The following is a 22,024-nucleotide window of genomic DNA, read 5'->3' on the forward strand; positions in this document are numbered from 1 at the left end:
CGCGCGGGAAGCCGCGAGGATCCGCCGGAGGGGCGAGGCGCTAGTTGCGGCCGGTGCTCTTGCGGAACCGGCGTACGGCCATGAAGGAGAAGGCCGCGAACCAGGCAACGGTGTTGACCACCGCCATCGCGAGGCTGGAGTGCTCGCCGCTGAAGGAGTAGCCCTCGGTCAGGCTGTAGCGGGCGAGCGTCGAGACGCCGAACATCGGCGAGTAGCGGGAGATCTCCAGCATCGTGCCGGACAGCGGGATGAAGAGATTGCCGAGGAACGCGAGCGCCGTCATGGTCAGGCCCGGCATGTGCATCACGGTCTCGGGCTTGAGGGCGAGCCCCAGCGTGATGCCGAGCGCGGCGAAGACGGCCGCGCCGAGCCACGCCACCAGCAGCGACGTCACCCACACCGTGGCAGTGGCCTCCACGCCGGTGAACGCGCCGAGCACGCCGACGATGCTCACGGGCACCGCCGCCATCAGCACGGAGCACAGCACCTTGACGAAGAGGTAGCCGGGCGGCGCGAGCGGGGTGAGCGCCATCGTGCGCATCCAGCCGGACGCCTTCTCCACGGAGATGGTGGCCGCGGAGCTGACGGCCGCGGTCGCCGCTCCGTACACGGCGATGCCGGTCATCATCCAGGCCGCGAAATTGCCGTGCGGCAGCGTGGCCTTGTCGGGCGCGGTGCGGAACAGCGCCAGGTACAGCACGGCCGGCAGCAGCAGCGTGAAGATCGTGGTCTGCCGGTTGAAGCGGCGGCGCAGTTCGTAGCCGATGAAGACGGGGTTGACGCCGCTGAACGGCGAGGTCCGTCCCCCGTGGGTGGTGGAGGCGGCGCTCATCGGGTGCCCTCCTCGACGGTACGGCCCTGGTGGGTGATGGTCATGAAGGCCTCTTCGAGGCTGCGCGGGGTGACCTCGATCTCGGCGGCGGAGGTCCGCTCGACCAGCAGGCGCAGCAGCGCGTCGGAGTCGGTGGTGTCGAAGTGGTACCGGCCGCCGCGCAGCGCGCACGACCGCACCAGCGGGGACTGGGCGAGAGCGGCGGCGGTCGGCTCGTCGATCCGCGCCGAAACGGTGCGCCCGCTCAGCGCGGACCGCACCTCGGACACCGATCCGTCGGCGACGACACGACCGCGGTCGATCATCACCACCCGGTCCGCGAACCGGTCCGCCTCCTCCATGTAGTGCGTGGCGAACATGACCGTCATGCCGCGCTCGGCGTCCTCGCGGACCGTGGCCCAGAAGTCCCGGCGGGCGACGACGTCCATGCCGGCCGTCGGCTCGTCGAGGACCAGCAGCTCGGGCCCGGAGAGCAGGGCGAGGGCGAACCGCAGCCGCTGCTGCTCGCCGCCGGAGCACTCCACGACGCGGCGGCTCCGCAGCCCGTCGAGTCCCGCCCGCGCCAGCACCGCGTCCGCGTCGGAGCCCGGGTGCAGCGAGCCGAGCATCCGCACGGTGGCCTCGACGGTCAGATCGGGCAGCAGCCCGCCCGTCTGGAGCACCGCGGCGACCTGTCCGGAGCGCACCGCCTGCTGGGGCTCGCGTCCGAACAGCTCGACCGAGCCCTCGTCGGGCCGGGTCAGTCCGAGCAGCATGTCGATGGTGGTCGTCTTGCCGGCGCCGTTCGGTCCGAGGAACGCCACGACCTCGCCGCGCCGGATGCGCAGATCGATGCCGTCGACGGCGCTGAAACGTTCCCCCTTGGCATCGGTGAACCGCTTCACGACCGAGCTGAGCCGGACGGCATCCGGGGACGTCACCTCCTCGGACACCGGGCGCGAACGAGCTGTGATCATTTCGAGTCCTCACCATTCCAACGGGGTTGCCTGGCGAGAACCACTCTTCCCGGGCCGTCTATCGAGCCCTGCCCGGCCGGCTATCCGACCGCTATCCGGGCGCGAGGCGCGCGGCCCCGGCCGGTGAGCGGGCCGCGGGGCGCTGCGTCACGTCGGCGGCTCCATGGGGATCGGTGGCCCATCGATGGGCCCACCGATGGGCCCAGAAAACCCGGAAAACGGCACAAAAAGACCCCCTGGCCGCGTTTCCGCAGGCCAGGGGGTTTGTCGAGTGGAGCCTAGGAGAGTCGAACTCCTGACATCCGCCATGCAAAGACGGCGCTCTACCAACTGAGCTAAGGCCCCTTCGCCGATCAGGATACCCGGTACCGGCGCTCTTTCCCGACCGGGTATCGCCGGGGCCTACCACTCTCCGTAGGATGCACCGCAAGATTCGCGGCAGCGAAGCGAAGGGGAGAGCGCAGATGGACGCAGCACAGCAGGAAGCCACCGCCCGTGCACGGGAGCTACAGCGCAGCTGGTACGGGGAGCCTTTGGGGGCGCTCTTCCGCCGTCTCATCGACGATCTCGGCCTGAACCAGGCCCGTCTCGCGTCCGTCCTCGGCCTGTCCGCGCCCATGCTCTCCCAGCTGATGAGCGGTCAGCGGGCGAAGATCGGCAACCCCGCGGTGGTCCAGCGGGTGCAGGCGCTGCAGGAGCTCTCCAGCCAGGTCGCGGACGGCAGTGTGAGCGCCGCCGAGGCCGCCGAGCGCATGGAGGAGGTCAAGAAGACCTCCGGCGGTTCGGTCCTCAACTCCACCCAGACGACGGCCAGCAGCGGTGCGCCGACCGTCCGCCGGGTGGTGCGCGAGATCCAGTCGCTGCTGCGGTCCGTGGCCGGCGCCGGGGACATCATCGACGCCGCCGGAACGCTCGCCCCCACCCACCCCGAACTCGCCGAGTTCCTCCGTGTCTACGGCGCGGGACGGACCGCCGAAGCCGTCGCCCACTACGAGGCGCACCAGAGCTGACCGTGCCGGGGGTGGGACCGATCGGGGCTGGTGGGGCGGGGGCGAAACGGCGCGATGGGTGAGGTCTTCGCCGGTCGGTACGAGCTGGTGGACCCGATCGGACGCGGCGGCGTGGGGGCCGTGTGGCGGGCGTGGGACCAGCGCCGCCGGCGGTATGTGGCGGCGAAGGTGCTCCAGCAGAGCGACGCCCACACGCTGCTGAGATTCGTCCGGGAACAGGCGCTGCGGATCGACCATCCCCATGTGCTGGCGCCGATGAGCTGGGCGGCGGACGACGACAAGGTGCTGTTCACCATGGACGTGGTGAGCGGTGGCTCGCTCGCCCATCTCATCGGTGACTACGGGCCGTTGCCGCCCCGGTTCGTCTGCGTACTGCTCGACCAATTGCTGTCCGGGCTGACGGCGGTGCACGCGGAGGGCGTGGTGCACCGGGACATCAAACCGGCCAATATCCTCCTGGAGGCGACCGGGACGGGGCGTCCGCATTTGCGGCTCTCCGATTTCGGGATCGCCATGCGCAAGGGTGAGCCGCGGCTGACGGACACCAACTATGTGATGGGCACGCCCGGTTACTTCGCCCCGGAGCAAATGCTGGGCGAGGAGCCCGATTTCCCGGCCGATCTCTTCGCCGTCGGCCTGGTGACGCTGTATCTCATCACGGGCCGCAAACCCGACGCCGAGGCGCTCGTACGCCGCTTCACCGAGCACGGCACGCCGAACGCCCCCGAGGACGTCCCGGAGCCGCTCTGGCAGGTGATCGCGAATCTGCTGCAACCCGATCCGTACGCGCGCTTCCGCACGGCCACGGGCGCCCGCAAGGCCCTCGCGTCCGCAGTGGAGATGCTCCCCGAGCCCGCCGCCGACGAGGAGCCCATCGAGGTCTTCGACCAGCTCGGCCCGCTGCCGCCGGGCTTCGGCCCGAACGGGCCCTGCCCGGTGGAGGATCCGGCGCCCGACGCGGACGGCAAAGCCCCCGCGGCGGCCCCCGCGGAGACCGATCCGGAATCCGGTGCGGAATCCGGCGTACGCCCCGTTACGGAATCCCGGCCGCAGCCCCGCCCGGAGCCACGTCCCGCGGCCCTGGCGCCCCCTCCGCCCGCCTACCCCCCGACCCGGCCCTACACCGCCCCGCAGCAGCTCCCGCGGCCCGTCACCCGGCCTTCCGGCCGTTCCGGCGGCGGGACCGCCCCCGCGCCACCGCCGGGGCCGTCGAAGCGACCGGGACCGCCCCCGAAGGTGGCGGTCCCGGTCCTGCTCTTCGCGCTGCTGTGTCTGGCGGTCGGCATCTGGGCACTCACCGTCAGCTGATTCACTTTCGCAATCATTTTATTTGCGTTAGCGAATAAAACAACGGGGCCCGGCCGCTGAAGCGGCCGGGCCCCGTTGAGGACTCTTTTGTCTCACACACCCGAACCTGCGGGCACGGAGTCGGTCGCCTCCGTCCACAGATCCTGCTCGGCGCGATCCGCCTGGATCTGGCGGTACACGAGGAGTCCGCCGATGGCGGCCAGTGCGACCAGGAGCAGCTTCTTCACCGCGCGACCTCGTCTTTCCTTGACGTGAGGGGACCTCTGGGGGCCGATGATACACACCGGCCGATACCGATCGGTTACCTGTGCCGAAGCCTTGTCGGGTCCGTTGTGACCTGAAACACCATCGCCGGTACCAGGGCCGGACGGCCTCAACTCCCCCTCCGGGGAAAACAGATCGGCCCGGGCGGAGAATTCTCCGTCCGGGCCGATCGTGCCGGTGGGGCTAACAGGACTTGAACCTGTGGCCTCTTCCTTATCAGGGAAGCGCTCTAACCGTCTGAGCTATAGCCCCGCGCTGCACCGAAAGATTAGCGCACCTTGGGCCCAGTCCCAAAATCGGCCGGGCCCAGGTCCGGGTGGACGTTATTCGTCGTCGGCGAGCGTCAGCTCCACGCCGCCGACGAAGCCGGCGGAGAGGTTGTAGATGAAGGCGCCCAGCGTCGCCAGGGCGGTCGCCAGCACCACGTTGATGACAGCGATCACGGAGGTGAAGAGCAGGACGCGCGGCAGCGACAGGAAGGACTGGAGGTCGAAGCCGCCGCCCTCGCTGGAGTCCGTGGCGTCGCTGATCGTGCCGCCGACGGCCGAGAAGACGCCCATGGCGTCCATGACGCCCCACAGCACCCCGGCCGCGACGATCGTGCAGATGCCCAGCGCGATCGACAGCAGGAAGCTGACCTTCATCACCGACCACGGATCGGCCTTGGCCACCCGCAGCCGTGCCTTGCGCGTACGCGGCGCCGGACGGGGCGCGGAGCGCTGCTGCGGCACCGAGGCGCCGGGCTGCGGCCCGGCGGGCCGCTCGGCCTTCACGGCGGCCTTGGCGGGGTTCATGGCGGCCTTGCCGGCGCTCTTGGGGGCGGCGCCCCGAGAAACGGAGCCCTTGGGGGCCGGCGAGGCCCCTTCGGAGCCCGCAGCGGCGCCCGAGGCAGAAGCGGAAGCCGAAACGGAAGCAGAAGCAGCACGCTCCGCGGGAGGCTCGTAGGCCTTCGGCGGGTGGTAGGGCTTCGGCTCCTTGGTGTCCGTCACAGGGCCCCCCTCGGCCTCGGCGATGGTGCCGCCCTCGGCAGCAGGTGTCTCCCCGGCCTCGGCGGTGCCGACGTCCGTGGCAGCGGTGTCGGCGGTGGTGTCAGCGGCCTTGCCAGCGGTGTCAGCGGTGTCGGCACCCTTGGCCGCGGTACCCGCGTCCTTGGAGGCGGTGTCCTTGGCAGTGGTGCTCTTGGCAGCGGTGTCCGCGCCCTTGGGGGCGGGGACGGCCTTGCCCTTGGCCCCGGAGGTTTCCGCGGATACGCCGGAGCCACGGGCGCCGGCTTTATCGGTTGCGGGTCCGGCGGGACTGCGCCGCTTGGCACCCGCACCGCCTGCCGCGGCGCCCGTGGCTCGACTCACGAATTACTCCTCGGTGTCCTCGGCCGGGGGCTCCGTGCCCTCGGCCACCTCGGGCCCGTCGCCTGCGGCTGCGTCGGCCAACTCTTCGACCTCTTCAGCCTCGCGACCGGCCTCGGCGTTCCTCGCGATACCCACGACGGCATCGCGCTTGCCCAAGTTGATCAGCTGGACGCCCATGGTGTCACGGCCCGTTTCCCTGACCTCGTTGACCCGGGTGCGGATGACACCGCCCCCGAGCGTGATGGCCAGGATCTCGTCGGTCTCCTCGACCACCAGGGCACCCACCAGCGAGCCACGATCCTCCACGATCTTGGCGGCCTTGATACCGAGGCCACCTCGACCCTGAACGCGGTACTCGTCGACGTTCGTCCGCTTCGCGTATCCACCGTCGGTGGCGGTGAAGACGAAAGTACCGGCCCGGACGACATTCATCGAGAGCAGCTCGTCACCCTCGCGGAAGCTCATGCCCTTGACGCCGGAGGTGGCGCGGCCCATCGGGCGGAGCGCCTCGTCCGTGGCGGTGAAGCGGATCGACTGGGCCTTCTTGCTGACCAGCAGCAGATCGTCCTCGGCGGAGACCAGCTCCGCGCCGATCAGCTCGTCCTCGGCACCGCTGTCCGTCTCCCGGAGGTTGATCGCGATGACACCGCCGGAGCGGGGCGAGTCGTAGTCCTTGAGCGGGGTCTTCTTCACCAGACCGGACTTGGTGGCCAGCACCAGGTACGGCGCGACGTCGTAGTCGCGGACGGCGAGGATCTGGGCGATCTTCTCGTCCGGCTGGAAGGCCAGCAGGTTCGCCACGTGCTGACCGCGCGCGTCCCGGCCGGCGTCCGGCAGCTCGTACGCCTTGGCGCGGTAGACCCGGCCCTTGTTGGTGAAGAAGAGCAGCCAGTGGTGCGTGGTGGAGACGAAGAAGTGGTCGACGATGTCGTCCTGCTTCAGCTTCGTGCCCCGGACGCCCTTGCCGCCGCGCTTCTGCGAGCGGTAGTCCTCGGTCTTGGTGCGCTTGACGTAGCCACCGTTGGTGATGGTGACGACGATGTCCTCCTCGGCGATCAGGTCCTCGATGGACATGTCACCGTCGAAGGGGATCAGCTTGGAGCGCCGGTCGTCGCCGAACTTCTCGACAATCGCGTTGAGTTCCTCGCTGATGATCATCCGCTGCCGCTCGGGCGAGGCGAGGATCGCGTTGTACTCGTTGATCTTCGCCTGGAGCTCGTCGTGCTCGGCGGTGATCTTCTGGTGCTCCAGGGCGGCCAGGCGACGCAGCTGCATCTCCAGGATCGCGTTCGCCTGGATCTCGTCGATCTCCAGCAGGCCCATCAGGCCCTCGCGCGCGATCTCGACCGTGTTGCTCCGCCGGATCAGCGCGATGACCTCGTCGATCGCGTCCAGCGCCTTGAGCAGACCGCGCAGGATGTGGGCGCGCTCCTCGGCCTTGCGCAGCCGGAAGCGGGTGCGCCGGACGATGACCTCGACCTGGTGGGTGACCCAGTTGCGGATGAAGGCGTCGATCGAGAGGGTGCGCGGCACCCCGTCGACGAGCGCCAGCATGTTCGCGCCGAAGTTCGTCTGGAGGTCGGTGTGCTTGTAGAGGTTGTTGAGCACGACCTTGGCGACGGCGTCGCGCTTGAGCACGACGACCAGGCGCTGGCCGGTCCGGGAGGAGGTCTCGTCGCGGACGTCGGCGATGCCGCCGACCTTGCCGTCCTTCACCAAGTCGGCGATCTTCTGCGCGAGGTTGTCCGGGTTGACCTGGTAGGGCAGCTCGGTGACGACCAGGCACTGACGGCCCTGGATCTCCTCGACGGCGACGACCGCGCGCATGGTGATCGAGCCACGGCCGGTGCGGTAGGCCTCCTCGATGCCCTTGCGGCCGACCACGAGGGCGCCGGTCGGGAAGTCGGGGCCCTTGATCCGCTCGATGAGCGCCTCGAGCAGCTCCTCGGAGGACGCCTCGGGGTTCGCCAGGAACCACTGGGCGCCCTCGGCCACCTCGCGCAGGTTGTGCGGCGGGATGTTGGTGGCCATACCGACCGCGATGCCCGCCGAGCCGTTGATCAGCAGGTTCGGGAAGCGGGCCGGCAGGACCGTCGGCTCCTGGTTACGGCCGTCGTAGTTGTCCTGGAAGTCGACGGTCTCCTCGTCGATGTCCCGGAGCATCTCCATCGACAGCGGCATCATCTTGCACTCGGTGTACCGCATGGCGGCGGCCGGGTCGTTGCCCGGGGAACCGAAGTTGCCGTTGGAGTCCACCAGCGGCATGCGCATCGACCAGTGCTGGGCGAGGCGCACGAGGGCGTCGTAGATCGAGGAGTCGCCGTGCGGGTGGTACGTACCCATGACGTCACCGACGACGCGGGCGCACTTGTAGAAGCCCTTCTCGGGCCGGTAGCCACCGTCGTACATCGCGTAGAGCACCCGGCGGTGGACCGGCTTGAGGCCGTCCCGCACATCGGGGAGCGCACGCGAGACGATCACGCTCATCGCGTAGTCGAGGTACGAGCGCTGCATCTCCGTCTCGAGCCCGACGGGCTCGACGCGCATCCCCACGCCCTCGAGCGGGGCGGGCGCGCCCTCGGGCGTCACCTCGGGGATCACGGGAGCGGGGGCGGGGGAGGCAGGGGTATCGGGAGTCTCGTCGGCCATTGCTGTTCAAAGTCCTTTCGCGCTGCGGCTGTTTCTCGTGGGCCGACAGGCTCAGATGTCGAGGAAGCGGACGTCCTTGGCGTTGCGCTGGATGAAGGAGCGCCGTGCCTCGACGTCCTCGCCCATGAGCACCGAGAACAGGTCGTCCGCCTGGGCCGCGTCGTCCAGGGTGACCTGGCCGAGCACACGGTGGTCGACGTCCATGGTGGTGATGCGCAGCTCCTCGGCGTTCATCTCGCCGAGACCCTTGAAGCGCTGGACCGAGTCGTCCTTGATCCGCTTGCCGTTCTCCCGGCCGAGCTGGATGAGCGCGTCGCGCTCGCGGTCGGAGTAGGCGTACTCGAAGTCGTCCCGGCCCCACTTGATCTTGTACAGCGGGGGGCGCGAGAGATAGACGTGCCCGGCCTCGACCAGCGGCCGCATAAAGCGGAAGAGGAAGGTGAGCAGCAGGGTGTTGATGTGCTGGCCGTCGACATCGGCGTCCGCCATCAGGATGATCTTGTGATAGCGGAGCTTCGAGATGTCGAAGTCCTCGTGCACACCGGTGCCGAAGGCGGAGATCAGCGCCTGGACCTCGGTGTTCTGCAGGATCTTGTCGATCCGCGCCTTCTCCACGTTGAGGATCTTGCCGCGGATCGGGAGGATCGCCTGGTACTGCGGGTTGCGGCCGGACTTGGCCGAGCCGCCGGCGGAGTCACCCTCGACGATGAAGATCTCGCACTTGGTCGGGTCGTTGGACTGGCAGTCGCTGAGCTTGCCCGGCAGCGACGCCGACTCCAGCAGCCCCTTGCGGCGGGTCAGATCGCGGGCCTTGCGGGCCGCCACACGGGCGGTCGCGGCCTGGATCGACTTGCGGATGATGTCCGCGGCCTCGTTGGGGTTGCGGTCGAGCCAGTCCGTGAGGTGCTCGTGGGCGACCTTCTGGACGAAGGTCTTCGCCTCGGTGTTGCCGAGCTTCGTCTTCGTCTGGCCCTCGAACTGCGGCTCGCCGAGCTTGACGGAGATGATCGCGGTCAGACCCTCGCGGATGTCCTCACCCGTGAGGTTGTCGTCCTTCTCGCGGAGCAGCTTCTTGTCGCGGGCGTACCGGTTGATCAGACCGGTCAGGGCCGCGCGGAAGCCCTCCTCGTGGGTACCGCCCTCGTGGGTGTGGATGGTGTTGGCGAAGCTGTAGACACCTTCGCTGTACTGGCTGTTCCACTGCATCGCGATCTCGACCGAGAGCATGCGCTCCTTGTCCTCGGCCTCGATGTCGATGACGGTGGGGTGGATCAGCTCGCCCTTGCGCGAGTTGAGGTACTTCACGAAGTCGACGATGCCGCCCTCGTAGTGGTAGTCCACCATGAGGGGCTTGCCCTCTTCGTCGACGTGATCGGCGCGGGTGTCCGTCAGCGCGATCCGCAGACCCTTGTTGAGGAACGCCATCTCCTGGAAGCGCCGCGACAGCGTCTCGAAGGAGTACTCGGTGGTCTCGAAGATGTCGCCGTCGGCCCAGAACGTGACGGAGGTGCCCGTCTCGTCGGTCGCCTCGTTCTTCTGGAGGGGGGCCGTGGGGACGCCGAGCTTGTAGTCCTGCGTCCAGCGGTAGCCGTCGGTCTTGACCTCGACCGCGACACGCGTCGACAGGGCGTTGACGACCGAGACGCCGACGCCGTGCAGACCACCGGAGACGGCGTAGCCGCCGCCGCCGAACTTGCCGCCCGCGTGCAGCACGGTCAGCACGACCTCGACGGCGGGCTTGCCCTCGGAGGGGACGATGCCCACCGGGATGCCTCGGCCGTTGTCCACGACGCGCACACCGCCGTCGGGCAGGATCGTCACGTCGATGGTGTCCGCGTGACCGGCCAGCGCCTCGTCGACGGAGTTGTCCACTACCTCGTACACAAGGTGGTGCAGGCCGCGCTCACCGGTCGAGCCGATGTACATACCGGGCCGCTTGCGGACCGCGTCCAGGCCTTCCAGGACGGTGATCGCGCTGGCGTCGTACGACACCGTCTCACCGCCGGGGGCGCCCGCTGGGGCGCCCTCGCTCTGAGAAGGGGTGGTGTTCTCGTTGGGGTTGCCGGAATCGGCCACGAAGCGCCCTTTCTGGCACAGCACAGGCTTCCCCTGCCTACGGCGGGGAGACCCCACCCTGGGCAGGCAGGAGAGGCTGCGTCGTTCTGCGTTGGTCGGCATGTCCCGCGAGCCGGCGGGATTGCTACCAGTCTACCGGTAGCGCTGACATGAATGGGGGTTTGGCGGTGCCTGAGTCCGCATGTGCCGCCCTGAACCGGCATCAGCCGACTCCCTATATGGGCCCTGGGGCTCCAAGAGGCTCACAGCGGCACTCAGCGCTTCCGAGTGTCAACCACCCGCTACCGTGAGCGCAGTCTCAGGGCGGGGTGCGGCGGTTCGGCCGCGGACGGGCGGCGACGGCATCCCCCGGGCACCGCTCGTCCCGCCCGATATCAGGGGCCTCAAGCGTCAACGCGAACGTCAATGCGGCTCGCCGCCCCACCCGTCCGGGCGGTGGCGGCCGGCGGCTGAATACCGCGGGTCCGGCAGTGGTCCCGGGGGCCCGTCAGCCGTACGTGTCGCCCGGGCCGGTGCTCCCGGGGGCGCGCAGCGGCCCGTACCGGCGAGTGGGGCCGCCCGGCCCCAGCACCTTGATCATTTTGACCGTGCCCTGCCCGAGATCGGCGTTGAGCCGGGCCACCAGCTGCGGGGCCAGCAGCCGCAGCTGCGTCGCCCACGCCGTCGAGTCGCACTGCACGGTCAGCACCCGGGCGTCCTCGTCGTACTTCTGCGGCTCGCAGTGCAGTGCCACCTCCGGGCCCACCATCTGCGGCCAGCGGCCCATCACCCCGCCCACCGCCGCGGGCGTCTCCCAGCCGCGCTCGGTGATCAGCCGGTTGATGGCGGCACCCAGTGACAGCGGGTCCCGGCCGTCGGCGCGGGCGCCGGAGCGCAGGCCCCCACGGCGCGCCTGCTTCTTCTGCTGGGCCGCGTTGCCCCGGGCCCGTGCCTGCTCCTTGGCGGCGCGCAGCGCCACCCGCGCCAGATCGACGCCGGAGTGCTCCGGTGTCTTCGGCTGCCCCGGTGCCCCTTCCCCCGGCGCCTGGGGCCGCTGCTCGCTCATACCCGCTCGACCGAACCTTCCGAGACCGCGTACCGCGCGCCCACCAGGACACCCGGCACGTCGTCGTCCACCGCGGCCGTCACCAGCACCTGCTCGCCCTGAGCGACCAGCTCGGCCAGCCGCTCCCGGCGTCTGGCGTCCAGCTCCGCGAAGACGTCGTCCAGTACCAGGATGGGCTCATTGCCCTCGGCGCGCAGCAGCTCGTACGAGGCCAGCCGCAGCGCCAGCGCGTACGACCAGGACTCGCCGTGGCTCGCGTATCCCTTGGCGGGCAGCTGCCCCAGGCGCAGCAGCAGATCGTCGCGGTGCGGGCCGACGAGCGTCACCCCGCGCTCGATCTCCTGCTTGCGGGACTCGGCGAGCGCGGCGAGCAGCACCTCGTAGAGCTCCTCGCGGGTGTGCGCGCCCTCGCCGCCGGCCGGGCCGCGGTAGTCGAACGCGACCGGGCCGCCGCCGGGCGCCAGCTGCTCGTACGCCTTGTCGGCGAGCGGGCGCAGGGTGGTGATCAGGTCGAGCCGCTGTGCCAGCAGCTCCCCGCCGACCCGGGCGAGGTGCTGGTCCCAGATGTCGAGCGTGGAGAGGTCCAGCCCGCGGCCGCCGTGCCGGCGGGCCATGGCCGCGGACTTCAGCAGGGTGTTGCGCTGCTTCAGGACGCGCTCGTAGTCGGAGCGCACGCCCGCCATGCGGGGGGAGCGCGCGGTGATCAGCTCGTCGAGGAAGCGGCGGCGCTCGCCGGGGTCGCCCTTGACGAGGGCGAGGTCTTCGGGCGCGAACAGCACCGTGCGCACGATGCCGAGCACGTCACGGGGTCTCACCTGCGAGGATCGATTGATTCGGGCCCGGTTGGCCTTGCCCGGGTTCAGCTCCAGCTCGATCAGCTGCTGCCGCTCGCCCTGGGTGACGGCGGCCCGGATGATGGCCCGCTCGGCCCCCATCCGCACCAGCGGCGCGTCGGAGGAGACCCGGTGACTGCCGAGGGTCGCCAGATAGCCGACGGCCTCGACGAGATTCGTCTTGCCCTGGCCGTTGGGCCCCACGAAAGCGGTGACGCCCGGGTCGAGCGGGACCTCGACCCGGGCGTACGAGCGGAAGTCGGCCAGCGACAGATGCGATACGTGCATGGTTGCGAGCCGACCTCCCCCGGCTACCGCTTACTTCTTGTTCTCGACCGCGTGGCCGCCGAACTGGTTGCGCAGCGCGGCGATCATCTTCATCTGCGGGGAGTCGTCCTGGCGGGACGCGAAACGGGCGAAGAGCGACGCGGTGATCGCGGGCAGCGGCACCGCGTTGTCGATCGCGGCCTCCACCGTCCAGCGGCCCTCGCCGGAGTCCTGCGCGAAGCCGCGCAGCTGGTCCAGGTGCTCGTCGTCGTCCAGGGCGCGGACGGCCAGGTCGAGCAGCCAGGAGCGGATGACCGTGCCCTCCTGCCAGTTGCGGAAGACCTCGCGCACGTCGGTGACGGAGTCCACCGCCTCCAGCAGCTCCCAGCCCTCGGCGAAGGCCTGCATCATCGCGTACTCGATGCCGTTGTGGACCATCTTGGCGAAGTGGCCAGCGCCGACCTTGCCCGCGTGGACCGCGCCGAGGTCGCCCGCCGGCTTGAGCGCGTCGAAGATCGGCTGAGCCTTCGCCACGTCCTCGGCGTCGCCGCCGTACATCAGGGCGTAGCCGTTCTCCAGACCCCAGACGCCGCCGGAGACACCGCAGTCCAGGAAGCCGATGCCCTTGGCGCGCAGCTCCTCGGCGTGCTTCTCGTCGTCCGTCCAGCGGGAGTTCCCGCCGTCGATGACGACGTCGCCGGGCGACAGCAGCTCGCCGAGCTCATCGATGGTGGACTGGGTCGCGGCACCGGCCGGAACCATGACCCAGACGACGCGCGGACCCTTCAGCGAATCCACAAGCTCCTTGAGGCTGTGGACATCCGCGAGGTCCGCGTTGCGGTCGTATCCGATGACGGTGTGGCCTGCACGGCGAATGCGCTCGCGCATGTTGCCGCCCATCTTGCCGAGACCGACGAGACCGAGCTCCATCATGATCCTCTATGCCGTAGTCGTTGCGTTTCGTACCTGACCTGAGCCCGAGCCTACGCCCGAGGGTCCGTGCACACCTGTGGGCTCAGCCGCTCACCGGATGAAGCGGGCCGGTGGCGACGGCAGACCCCGTCACCACCGGCCCGAAAAACATCCGGGCCGGGCCCGTCAGCCGGCTGATCCGACTCAGCCGGAAAGCCGCACCGGCATACTGCGCCGTTGCGAGGGGCGACCCTCGCGCTCCCGGCCGACAGGCATCCGGGCCGGGCCCGTCAGCCGGCTGATCCGACTCAGCCGGAAAGCCGCACCGGCATGATCAGGTACTTGTACGCCTCGTCCGCCTCGGCATCCAGCGCGGGCTTGCCGCTGAGCAGCGCCGGCTTGGTGGAGGTGGTGAAGGACAGCTGGGCGACCGGCGAGTCGATCGCGGACAGGCCTTCGAGCAGGAAGCCCGGGTTGAAGGCGATCGAGATGTCGTCGCCGTCGAGCTGCGCGTCGACGCGCTCCACAGCCTGTGCGTCGTCGCTGGAACCGGCTTCCAGGATCAGCACGCCCTGCTCGAAGCTGAGCCGCACCGGGGTGTTCCGCTCGGCGACGAGGGCCACACGCTTGACGGCCTCGACGAAGGGGGCCGTCTCGATCACCGCGACGGAGTTGAACTCGGTCGGGAAGAGCGTGCGGTACTTCGGCAGGTCGCCCTCGAGCAGACGCGTGGTCGTACGGCGACCGGCGCCCTCGAAGCCGATGAGGCCCTCGCCCGCGCCGGAGCCCGACAGGGCGATCGAGACCGTGTCGCCGCCGCTGAGGGACTTGGCGGTGTCGAGCAGCGTCTTGGCGGGCACCAGGGCGACAGCGGAGATGTCCGGGGTCTCGGGCTTCCACATGAACTCGCGGACCGCGAAGCGGTAGCGGTCGGTGGAGGCCAGCGTGACGGTGTCGCCCTCGATCTCGATCCGCACACCCGTGAGCACCGGCAGGGTGTCGTCACGGCCGGCCGCGATGGCGACCTGGGCGGCGGCGGAGGCGAAGACCTCACCCGGGACGGTGCCCGTGGCGGTCGGCATCTGCGGCAGCGCCGGGTATTCCTCCACAGGCAGTGTGTGGAGTGTGAATCGCGAGGAGCCGCAGACGACGGTGACCCGCACGCCGTCGGTGGAGATCTCCACAGGCCTGTTGGGAAGTGCGCGGCAGATGTCGGCGAGCAGCCGGCCGGAGACGAGGACGGTGCCGTCCTCCTCCACATCCGCCTCGACCGAGACGCGGGCCGAGACCTCGTAGTCGAAGCCGGAGAGGCTCAGGGAGCCCTCCTCCGCCTTCAGCAGCAGGCCCGCGAGGACGGGCACCGGCGGACGGGCCGGGAGGCTGCGGGCCGCCCAGGCCACTGCCTCCGCGAGTACATCGCGCTCCACCCGGATCTTCACCGGAACCGCCTCCTGCTTGTTGCTGGCTCGCCCTGCTGGCGTCGTTCGTCGGCTGAGTTGCCGGAGACCAGTCTGACGCACGCCACCGACAGTCGGTGCGGCTCGGGGTCAAGTCGAGCCGAGGGCCGTGCCACGGTCCGCGGCCGAGTTGTGCACAGGACCCACTTCGAAACCATTCCCCCGCTAGATCTCTGTGGTCGTAGTAGTAGGGGCTGTGGAAACGGTGGAAAACTGCCTTTGCGCAGGTCAGACCGGATTTTTTGTCCACCGGGCCTGTGGGTGGAGGCGGTGGATAAACAGGGTCGTCTGTGGACCGCGGAAAGTTCTGCACACCCGGTGCACAGGCAGGGCCCACTTCTCCCCAGGGCCGTCCCCAGTTTTACCCACGTTCCCCACAGCCCAACCCGGCACCTTGGTGTGACGCCTTTCACTCGGCGCGGTGACCTCGGGCGTTTCGTTGCCGAACAGTGGACAGGGGTGTGGAAACCCTGTGTACAACATTGATCTTCCTGTGGGTGGCCGGTGGACAACGAACCGGCCCCCTGTGGGTGATCCCGTCGTCCACAGGCTGTGGAATCCCGTCGGCCACAAATCCACAACCCTCTGACCTCCCCTGATGGCCTATCAACAGGGCTGCCTGTGGACATGATCTGGATAACTCATGAGTCCCCAGGGTGTGGACGCCGGGTCGGGGGCGAATCTGTGGAGAACCGGCACTCAGGGGCACGTAATCGAACAGATCGAGGGGCGCGGGCTGCCTCCGGACGGCTTCCACAAGGCTTCCCGAGGGCCTCCGGAGGGCTTCCGGCACGGCGGAACGGCGCTTTCGGACCTCCCCGACGGCGTCTTCGGCGCCCTTTTCCGGGTGCGCCGGCGTTCGGCTGAGGGCGTCTGACAGAACTCCTCACCGCACTTCCCCACAGAACATTCACCGTTCGGCATCGCCCGGCACGGCCGCCCTTCCCGCTCCCGACTGCCCGCGACAGCGCGAAGGGCCCGCTGACGCCCCCGTAGATGCCTACGGGCGCGTCAGCGGGCCCTCGTTGCGGCTGTGGCTGTCGGTCAGCCGTTCTTGATGCGGTTGGTCAGCTCGGTGACCTGGTTGTAGATCGAGCGCCGCTCGGCCATGAGCGCGCGGATCTTGCGGTCCGCGTGCATCACGGTCGTGTGGTCACGGCCGCCGAACTGCGCGCCGATCTTCGGCAGCGACAGGTCCGTCAGCTCCCGGCAGAGGTACATCGCGATCTGCCGTGCCGTCACCAGCACCCGGCTGCGCGAGGCTCCGCACAGATCCTCGACCGTGTGCCCGAAGTAATCGGCGGTCGCGGCCATGATGGCGGGGGCCGTGATCTCCGGCGAGGCGTCCTCGCCGCCCGGGATCAGGTCCTTGAGGACGATCTCGGTGAGGCCGAGGTCGACGGGCTGCCGGTTGAGGCTCGCGAAGGCGGTGACGCGGATCAGCGCCCCCTCCAGCTCCCGGATGTTGCGCGAGATCCGGGAGGCGATGAACTCCAGCACCTCCGGCGGGGCGTTCAGCTGCTCCTGCACGGCCTTCTTGCGGAGGATCGCGATCCGGGTCTCCAGCTCGGGGGGCTGGACGTCGGTGATCAGGCCCCACTCGAAGCGGTTGCGGAGCCGGTCCTCCAGGGTCACCAGCTGCTTGGGCGGGCGGTCCGAGGACAGCACGATCTGCTTGTTGGCGTTGTGGAGGGTGTTGAAGGTGTGGAAGAACTCCTCCTGCGTCGACTCCTTGCTCGCGAGGAACTGGATGTCGTCGACCAGCAGGATGTCCATGTCGCGGTAGCGCTTGCGGAACGCGTCCGCCTTGCCGTCGCGGATGGAGTTGATGAACTCGTTGGTGAACTCCTCCGAGCTCACATAGCGCACCCGCGTGCCCGGGTAGAGGCTGCGGGCGTAGTGCCCGATGGCGTGCAGCAGGTGGGTCTTGCCCAGCCCGGACTCCCCGTAGATGAACAGGGGGTTGTACGCCTTGGCCGGCGCCTCGGCCACGGCCACCGCGGCCGCGTGCGCGAAGCGGTTGGACGCGCCGATGACGAAGGTGTCGAAGAGGTACTTCGGATTCAGTCGCGCGGTCGGCTCGCCGGGGCCCGTCGCGGGCGCGGGCTGGGCGGAGAGCGGACCGGGCTTGGGCGGGCCGCCCTGGCCGCCGCCGCGGGAGTGGCTGTCGGGCAGCTCACGGCGCTGCGGCTCGTACGGGCGCTCGGGCGCGGCGGAACGGTAGTCCGACTGCTGCTCGTACGACGACTGCTGCTGCTCGTAGGGGGACGGGGAGTGCTGCTGGCCGTGCTGCGAGGCGTACGGATCGCGCTCGGCCTCCTGGAAACCGCCGAGCCGCGGCTGCTGCCAGCCGTAGTCGCCGCGGTCCTGCGCCGGCGGGCCGGGCGGGGCCGAGTGGCGCGGCCAGGCGCCCGGGTCGCTCCGCTGCTGCTGGTAGTCCGGGTAGGCGGGCCGGACGGACGGCAGCTCGTCGGCGGGGGACTGGCGGCCGTAGCTCTCCCGACCGTCGTAGCCGCCGTGGTTGTCGTAGTTCTCGTAGGAATCGCGCCCGTCACGGCTGTCCCGGCTGTCCCGACCGTCGCGGCTGTCACGCCCGTCCCGCCCGTCGTACGCGTCGCGGACGCGGTCCGCGGAGTCGTCGTAGCGCGACTGCTGCCGGTCCTGCCGGTCCTGATGCTGCTGGTGCTGTTGGGGGGCCGGTGCCTGGGCGGGCGGCTCGCCGGCGGAGTCGTCGACGGTGATCGCGATCCGGATGGGGCGGCCGCACTCGCGGCTGAGGGTTTCGCTGACGATCGGGGCGAGCCGTCCCTCGAGGACGCCCTTGGCGAATTCATTGGGGACGGCGAGCAGCGCCGTGTCGGCAACCAGCGCGAGCGGCTGACACCGCTTGATCCAGTGCTCGTCCTTGCTCTCCACGCTTCCCTGGCCGCCCTGGCCCCGCCCCTCACCGAGGAGCTGTTCGAGCACGCGCGGCCACACTGCGGCAAGATCGGCAGGCAGGTCAGCCACAGGGCACGCTCTCTCAGTCACTGGGGGCGCCCCTGGAGTCCCACGAATGTGTGGTTCTCGGGACGGGCGGGAAGGATTCGGAGTTCAGTCACGGTAGTCAGGGCGAGGTGCGTGGTTCAAGTCGTTGTCCACAGGGTGTGTACAAATGTGCCATGAGGAGGGGCCTCGCGCGGCATGAGGCCTGCCTGGCGAGCTTCCGGCTCGCGGGAGGCTACGGTGTATCCCTGGTGCGCTGCCGGTTTGACCGGATGGCGTAACCGCGCGTACCGTGACCAGGTCGAGTTGTCGATGGCTGCTGCCGCCTGCCTCCGATGGGCAAGGGCCGCGTTCTTATCGGGATCGTGGTCATGAAGCGGTGCACTTGGGCGTATTGCGAGCTTCTCGTGGGCGCACGGTGACAGCCAGGCGGTGTCCCGCCATCACACGATTCATTTCTGGAGCCCCCGAGTGAGCAAGCGCACCTTCCAGCCGAACAACCGCCGCCGCGCGAAGACCCACGGTTTCCGCCTGCGCATGCGTACCCGTGCCGGCCGCGCGATCCTCGCGGCTCGCCGTGGCAAGGGTCGCGCAAGCCTGTCGGCCTGATCAGCCTGACGTCAAGGTCCATGACGTGCTGCCTTCCGAGTCTCGGCTGAGGCGGCGCGAGGACTTTGCGACCGCGGTTCGCCGAGGACGCAGGGCCGGGCGCCCGCTCCTCGTCGTCCACCTTCGTAGCGGTACAACGGACCCGCACCCGCCTGGGGAGAATGCTCCTCAGGCGCGTGCGGGTTTCGTCGTGAGCAAGGCCGTCGGCGGTGCCGTCGTCCGCAATCTGGTCAAGCGGCGCCTGCGCCACCTCATGCGTGACCGGCTGGATCTTTTGCCCGCCGGTAGCCTGGTGGTGGTGCGGGCTCTGCCAGGTGCGGGTGAAGCGGACCACAGCCAATTGGCCCGTGATCTCGACACTGCGCTGCAGCGGCTGCTGGGAGGGGCACCGCGAAGCAATCCCCCGGGGGGCGACCCCCGGAGCCCCGGATCCGAACCGGGAGGGAGCGCACAGTGAAGTACCCGCTGCTCTGGTTGATCAAGATTTACCAGTGGACCATCAGCCCCCTGCTGGGCCCGGTCTGCAAGTACTACCCATCGTGCTCGCACTACGGCTACACGGCCATCGACGTGCATGGCGCGGTCAAAGGGACGGTGCTGACGGCCTGGCGCATCCTGCGCTGCAACCCGTGGTCGCTCGGTGGCGTCGACCACGTCCCTCCCCGGAAGCGTCCGGTCTGGCATCAGCGGCTGAGGGGCCGCCTGGGTGGGCATCCCGCTGTGGATCCCGCCGCACAGCCCGAGACTCAGCCCAACGCCCAAGGAGCCTGAATGTTGGACACGATCCTCGGTCCTCTTTATTACGTTGTTTCCTGGATCATCGTCCAGTTCCACTCGCTGTACAGCCTTGTCTTCGACAAGGACAGCGGCTGGGCGTGGGGTCTGTCCATCGTCTCGCTGGTGGTACTGATCCGTATCTGCCTGATCCCGCTCTTCGTGAAGCAGATCAAGGCGACGCGGAACATGCAGGCGCTCCAGCCGAAGATGAAGGCGATCCAGGAGCGCTACAAGAGCGACAAGCAGCGCCAGTCCGAAGAGATGATGAAGCTCTACAAGGAGACGGGCACCAACCCGCTCTCGAGCTGTCTCCCGATTCTGGCCCAGTCGCCCTTCTTCATCGCGCTGTACCAGGTGCTGAACCACATCGCACAGGGCAAGGTCGTCGGTGTCATCAACGCCGACCTGCTGGAGAGCGCCCGTAACGCGCACATCTTCGGTGCCCCGCTCTCCGTGAAGTTCATGGACAGCGCGAGCAAGGTCGAGGCCCTCGGTGCCTCCCTGACCGATGTCCGCGTGGTCACGGTCATCATGATCGTGCTGATGTCGGCCTCGCAGTTCTTCACCCAGCGCCAGCTGATGACGAAGAACGTCGACCTCACGGTGAAGACGCCGTTCATGCAGCAGCAGAAGATGCTGATGTACGTCTTCCCGATCATGTTCGCCGTCTTCGGTATCAACTTCCCCGTCGGTGTCCTGGTCTACTGGCTGACCACCAACGTGTGGACCCTGGGCCAGCAGATGTTCATCATCCGCCGTAACCCCACCCCGGGCAGCATCGCCTTCACCCAGCGCCAGGAGCGGCTGCGGGCCAAGGGCAAGATCGTTGAGGCCCCGGAGGAGATCGAGGCGAAGAAGGCCGCCGAGGCCGCGCGCGCCAACCGTCAGCAGCCCAAGCGGCAGCCGAAGGCCAAGCGCCAGCTCGCGGGCCAGACCGGTACGCAGACGTCCACCGGAGCCGAGAAGACTTCGCTGGAGAAGAAGCAGCCCGAGGGCACCAAGCCCAAGCCGGCCGGCGGCTCGCGCAGCGCCAAGTCCGGGCAGCGCAAGGGCGGCCCGCAGCGGCCCAAGCACCCGACCAAGAAGTGATGAAGGAGTCCACTGTGACGGACACACAGCGTGAGACCGGTGCGGCCGCTGCTGAGGGCACCGACACCTTGTCCCGCCTGGAGCAGGAAGGCGAGATCGCGGCCGATTACCTCGAGGGTCTGCTGGACATCGCCGACCTCGACGGTGACATCGACATGGACGTCGAGGCCGATCGCGCCTCGGTGTCGATCATCAGCGACTCGACCAGCCGTGACCTCCAGAAGCTGGTGGGCCGTGACGGTGAGGTGCTGGAGGCGCTCCAGGAGCTGACCCGGCTCGCGGTGAACCGGGAGACCGGTGACCGCAGCCGTCTCATGCTCGACATCGGGGGCTTCCGCGCCCGTAAGCGCGAGGAACTCTCCGCGCTGGGCGCCAAGGCCGCCGACGAGGCCAAGAGCACCGGTCAGCCGGTCAAGCTCGACCCGATGACTCCCTTCGAGCGCAAGGTCGTCCACGACGCCGTGGCCGCCGCCGGACTGCGCAGCGAGTCCGAGGGCGAGGAGCCCCAGCGCCGAGTGGTCGTACTCCCGGCCTGACCAGGTCCCACTTCCAGGTGTGTACGGCCCCGTCTGCTCGCAGGCGGGGCCGATCCTTGTCAGGCTGATAGTCGGACTCTGGTCGTCACGTCAGACACTGATCTTCAGAGACTTTCGCTGCGCACCCATCATGGGTGTGCAGCAGCTTTTGGTGTGCAGGGGCTTCCCGACCGTGTGCGGGGCCCCTTAGACAACGTCGTACGGAAGGACGGTTCCCCGTGGAAGAGGCAGCGGAGCTCCCCCCCGCGCCCCCCGAGGCGCAGGCGGTATTCGGCGACCGCTTCCCGGAGGCCGTCCGCTACGCGGAACTGCTTGCCGACGCGGGCGTGAAGCGCGGCTTGATCGGCCCCCGTGAGGTCCCGCGGCTCTGGGAGCGGCACCTGCTGAACTGCGCGGTGCTCTCCGAGGCCGTGCCGGACGGTGTCTCGGTGTGCGACGTGGGCTCGGGCGCCGGGCTGCCGGGCATTCCCCTGGCGCTGGTCCGCCCCGACCTCCAGATCACGCTGCTGGAGCCGCTGCTGCGTCGTACGACCTTCCTCCAGGAGGTCGTCGAGCTGCTGGGCCTGGACCATGTCACGGTCGTGCGGGGCCGGGCCGAGGAGATGCTCGGCAAGGTGCAGCCGGTGCATGTGGTGACGGCGCGGGCCGTGGCCCCGCTGGACCGGCTGGCCGGCTGGGGAGTGCCGCTGCTGCGCCCCTACGGCGAGATGCTCGCCCTCAAGGGCGATACGGCCGAGGAGGAGCTCAAGGGCGCCCGTGCGGCGCTGAGCAAGCTCGGCGTGGTCCGTACGTCGGTGCTGCAGGTCGGTGAGGGCATCGTGGATCCGCTGTCCACCGTGGTGCGGGTCGAGGTCGGGGAGAGCCCGGGCGGTGTGCGCTTCGCGGCCAAGCGTGCCAAGGCGGCGCGGGTCAGCCGGACGCGGCGCCGTCGCTGACCCTCTCTGGTCTCTCTGATCGGAGGGCAGTCGGTTGCCCGGGTCGCCGTGCGGTGACCCGGGCAATGCTCCATACAAGCTGCCAAAACTACGCATAACGGAGTGTCGTCGCGGGGTGGCGCTTCGTGCGGTGCA

18 protein-coding genes, 2 tRNA genes and 1 pseudogene are annotated in these 22,024 nt (G+C 69.2%); 8 read left to right on the plus strand and 13 right to left on the minus strand.

What is annotated here, in order from left to right; translation table 11 throughout:
• Positions 1 to 40: 40 nt before the first annotated feature.
• The 3 genes from AB8O64_RS18090 to AB8O64_RS18100 form a co-directional block, all read right to left on the minus strand.
• Entirely contained in the window at positions 41 to 832 is a 792-nt protein-coding gene (locus AB8O64_RS18090; RefSeq protein WP_370420019.1) for an ABC transporter permease, read from the minus strand.
• Positions 829 to 1,788, minus strand: coding sequence for an ATP-binding cassette domain-containing protein (locus AB8O64_RS18095; RefSeq protein ID WP_370420020.1), 960 nt, complete (start codon positions 1,786 to 1,788; stop codon positions 829 to 831). Before AB8O64_RS18095 ends, AB8O64_RS18090 begins: the two co-directional genes overlap by 4 nt.
• 272 nt (positions 1,789 to 2,060) lie before the next feature.
• Positions 2,061 to 2,133: transfer RNA gene (locus AB8O64_RS18100), tRNA-Ala, on the minus strand.
• A 119-nt stretch (positions 2,134 to 2,252) separates the two neighbouring features.
• Between AB8O64_RS18100 and AB8O64_RS18105 the strand changes: the two genes are divergently transcribed.
• Both AB8O64_RS18105 and AB8O64_RS18110 read left to right on the plus strand, forming a co-directional pair.
• A complete protein-coding gene (locus tag AB8O64_RS18105) occupies positions 2,253 to 2,798 on the plus strand; it encodes a DNA-binding protein (protein ID WP_130878594.1) in 546 nt (181 codons plus the stop codon).
• Positions 2,799 to 2,852: 54 nt separating this feature from the next.
• Positions 2,853 to 4,106, plus strand: a complete 1,254-nt coding sequence (locus AB8O64_RS18110; RefSeq protein ID WP_370420021.1) for a serine/threonine-protein kinase — start codon at positions 2,853 to 2,855, stop codon at positions 4,104 to 4,106.
• A 92-nt stretch (positions 4,107 to 4,198) separates the two neighbouring features.
• On the opposite strand, the gene AB8O64_RS18115 is transcribed toward AB8O64_RS18110, so the two are convergent.
• From AB8O64_RS18115 to dnaA, 10 genes are all read right to left on the minus strand, one after another.
• Complete coding sequence (locus AB8O64_RS18115; protein WP_003958712.1) at positions 4,199 to 4,333, minus strand: DLW-39 family protein; 135 nt, start codon at positions 4,331 to 4,333, stop codon at positions 4,199 to 4,201.
• 215 nt (positions 4,334 to 4,548) lie between these two features.
• Positions 4,549 to 4,622, minus strand: a tRNA-Ile gene (locus tag AB8O64_RS18120).
• 71 nt (positions 4,623 to 4,693) lie between these two features.
• A complete protein-coding gene (locus AB8O64_RS18125) occupies positions 4,694 to 5,383 on the minus strand; it encodes a DUF3566 domain-containing protein (protein ID WP_370423894.1) in 690 nt (229 codons plus the stop codon).
• 339 nt (positions 5,384 to 5,722) lie between these two features.
• Complete coding sequence (gene gyrA, locus AB8O64_RS18130; RefSeq protein ID WP_365184019.1) at positions 5,723 to 8,368, minus strand: DNA gyrase subunit A; 2,646 nt, start codon at positions 8,366 to 8,368, stop codon at positions 5,723 to 5,725.
• Between the two features lie 51 nt (positions 8,369 to 8,419).
• Positions 8,420 to 10,468, minus strand: a complete 2,049-nt coding sequence (gene gyrB / locus AB8O64_RS18135) for a DNA topoisomerase (ATP-hydrolyzing) subunit B (protein WP_356451124.1) — start codon at positions 10,466 to 10,468, stop codon at positions 8,420 to 8,422.
• A 463-nt stretch (positions 10,469 to 10,931) separates the two neighbouring features.
• A complete protein-coding gene (locus AB8O64_RS18140; protein WP_370420022.1) occupies positions 10,932 to 11,489 on the minus strand; it encodes a DUF721 domain-containing protein in 558 nt (185 codons plus the stop codon).
• Entirely contained in the window at positions 11,486 to 12,610 is a 1,125-nt protein-coding gene (gene recF, locus AB8O64_RS18145) for a DNA replication/repair protein RecF (protein WP_370420023.1), read from the minus strand. The genes AB8O64_RS18140 and recF overlap by 4 nt, the downstream gene beginning before the upstream one ends.
• A 30-nt stretch (positions 12,611 to 12,640) precedes the next feature.
• Positions 12,641 to 13,519, minus strand: coding sequence for a phosphogluconate dehydrogenase (NAD(+)-dependent, decarboxylating) (gene gnd, locus AB8O64_RS18150; protein WP_209518731.1), 879 nt, complete (start codon positions 13,517 to 13,519; stop codon positions 12,641 to 12,643).
• Between the two features lie 290 nt (positions 13,520 to 13,809).
• Positions 13,810 to 14,940, minus strand: coding sequence for a DNA polymerase III subunit beta (gene dnaN / locus AB8O64_RS18155; protein ID WP_130878588.1), 1,131 nt, complete (start codon positions 14,938 to 14,940; stop codon positions 13,810 to 13,812).
• 1,062 nt (positions 14,941 to 16,002) lie between these two features.
• Positions 16,003 to 17,967 carry a chromosomal replication initiator protein DnaA gene (gene dnaA, locus AB8O64_RS18160; RefSeq protein WP_370420024.1) on the minus strand — a complete coding sequence of 655 codons (1,965 nt, stop codon included), beginning with the start codon at positions 17,965 to 17,967 and terminating at the stop codon, positions 16,003 to 16,005.
• A 447-nt stretch (positions 17,968 to 18,414) separates the two neighbouring features.
• Here dnaA and rpmH point away from each other — a divergent pair, with 447 nt between their 5' ends.
• The 6 genes and pseudogenes from rpmH (at position 18,415) to rsmG (ending at position 21,889) form a co-directional block, all read left to right on the plus strand.
• Positions 18,415 to 18,552 (plus strand): 50S ribosomal protein L34, encoded by a 138-nt coding sequence (gene rpmH / locus AB8O64_RS18165; RefSeq protein ID WP_030059672.1) that lies wholly within the window; start codon positions 18,415 to 18,417, stop codon positions 18,550 to 18,552.
• 25 nt (positions 18,553 to 18,577) lie between these two features.
• A pseudogene (gene rnpA / locus AB8O64_RS18170) lies at positions 18,578 to 18,946 on the plus strand (ribonuclease P protein component); the annotation flags it as partial.
• A gap of 59 nt (positions 18,947 to 19,005) precedes the next feature.
• Complete coding sequence (yidD, locus tag AB8O64_RS18175; RefSeq protein ID WP_184734772.1) at positions 19,006 to 19,323, plus strand: membrane protein insertion efficiency factor YidD; 318 nt, start codon at positions 19,006 to 19,008, stop codon at positions 19,321 to 19,323.
• Between the two features lie 3 nt (positions 19,324 to 19,326).
• On the plus strand, positions 19,327 to 20,418 hold the full coding sequence (yidC, locus tag AB8O64_RS18180) for a membrane protein insertase YidC (protein ID WP_356451256.1): 1,092 nt from the start codon (positions 19,327 to 19,329) through the stop codon (positions 20,416 to 20,418).
• Between the two features lie 14 nt (positions 20,419 to 20,432).
• Positions 20,433 to 20,954, plus strand: a complete 522-nt coding sequence (locus tag AB8O64_RS18185) for a R3H domain-containing nucleic acid-binding protein (protein ID WP_356451116.1) — start codon at positions 20,433 to 20,435, stop codon at positions 20,952 to 20,954.
• Positions 20,955 to 21,172: 218 nt separating this feature from the next.
• A complete protein-coding gene (gene rsmG, locus AB8O64_RS18190) occupies positions 21,173 to 21,889 on the plus strand; it encodes a 16S rRNA (guanine(527)-N(7))-methyltransferase RsmG (RefSeq protein WP_130878583.1) in 717 nt (238 codons plus the stop codon).
• Positions 21,890 to 22,024 lie beyond the last annotated feature (135 nt).

This window comes from Streptomyces sp. QH1-20 (genome assembly GCF_041283565.1).
Classification (GTDB): Bacteria; Actinomycetota; Actinomycetes; order Streptomycetales; family Streptomycetaceae; genus Streptomyces; species Streptomyces syringius.

Excerpts from the sequence above, each read along its gene's own strand:
- recF (WP_370420023.1), bottom strand. The coding sequence starts at position 12,610 with ATGCACGTATCGCATCTGTCGCTGGCCGACTTCCGCTCGTACGCCCGG.
- AB8O64_RS18105 (WP_130878594.1), top strand. The coding sequence starts at position 2,253 with ATGGACGCAGCACAGCAGGAAGCCACCGCCCGTGCACGGGAGCTACAG.
- gnd (WP_209518731.1), bottom strand. The coding sequence starts at position 13,519 with ATGGAGCTCGGTCTCGTCGGTCTCGGCAAGATGGGCGGCAACATGCGC.
- AB8O64_RS18140 (WP_370420022.1), bottom strand. The coding sequence starts at position 11,489 with ATGAGCGAGCAGCGGCCCCAGGCGCCGGGGGAAGGGGCACCGGGGCAG.
- AB8O64_RS18110 (WP_370420021.1), top strand. The coding sequence starts at position 2,853 with ATGGGTGAGGTCTTCGCCGGTCGGTACGAGCTGGTGGACCCGATCGGA.
- AB8O64_RS18095 (WP_370420020.1), bottom strand. The coding sequence starts at position 1,788 with ATGATCACAGCTCGTTCGCGCCCGGTGTCCGAGGAGGTGACGTCCCCG.
- AB8O64_RS18090 (WP_370420019.1), bottom strand. The coding sequence starts at position 832 with ATGAGCGCCGCCTCCACCACCCACGGGGGACGGACCTCGCCGTTCAGC.
- gyrA (WP_365184019.1), bottom strand. The coding sequence starts at position 8,368 with ATGGCCGACGAGACTCCCGATACCCCTGCCTCCCCCGCCCCCGCTCCC.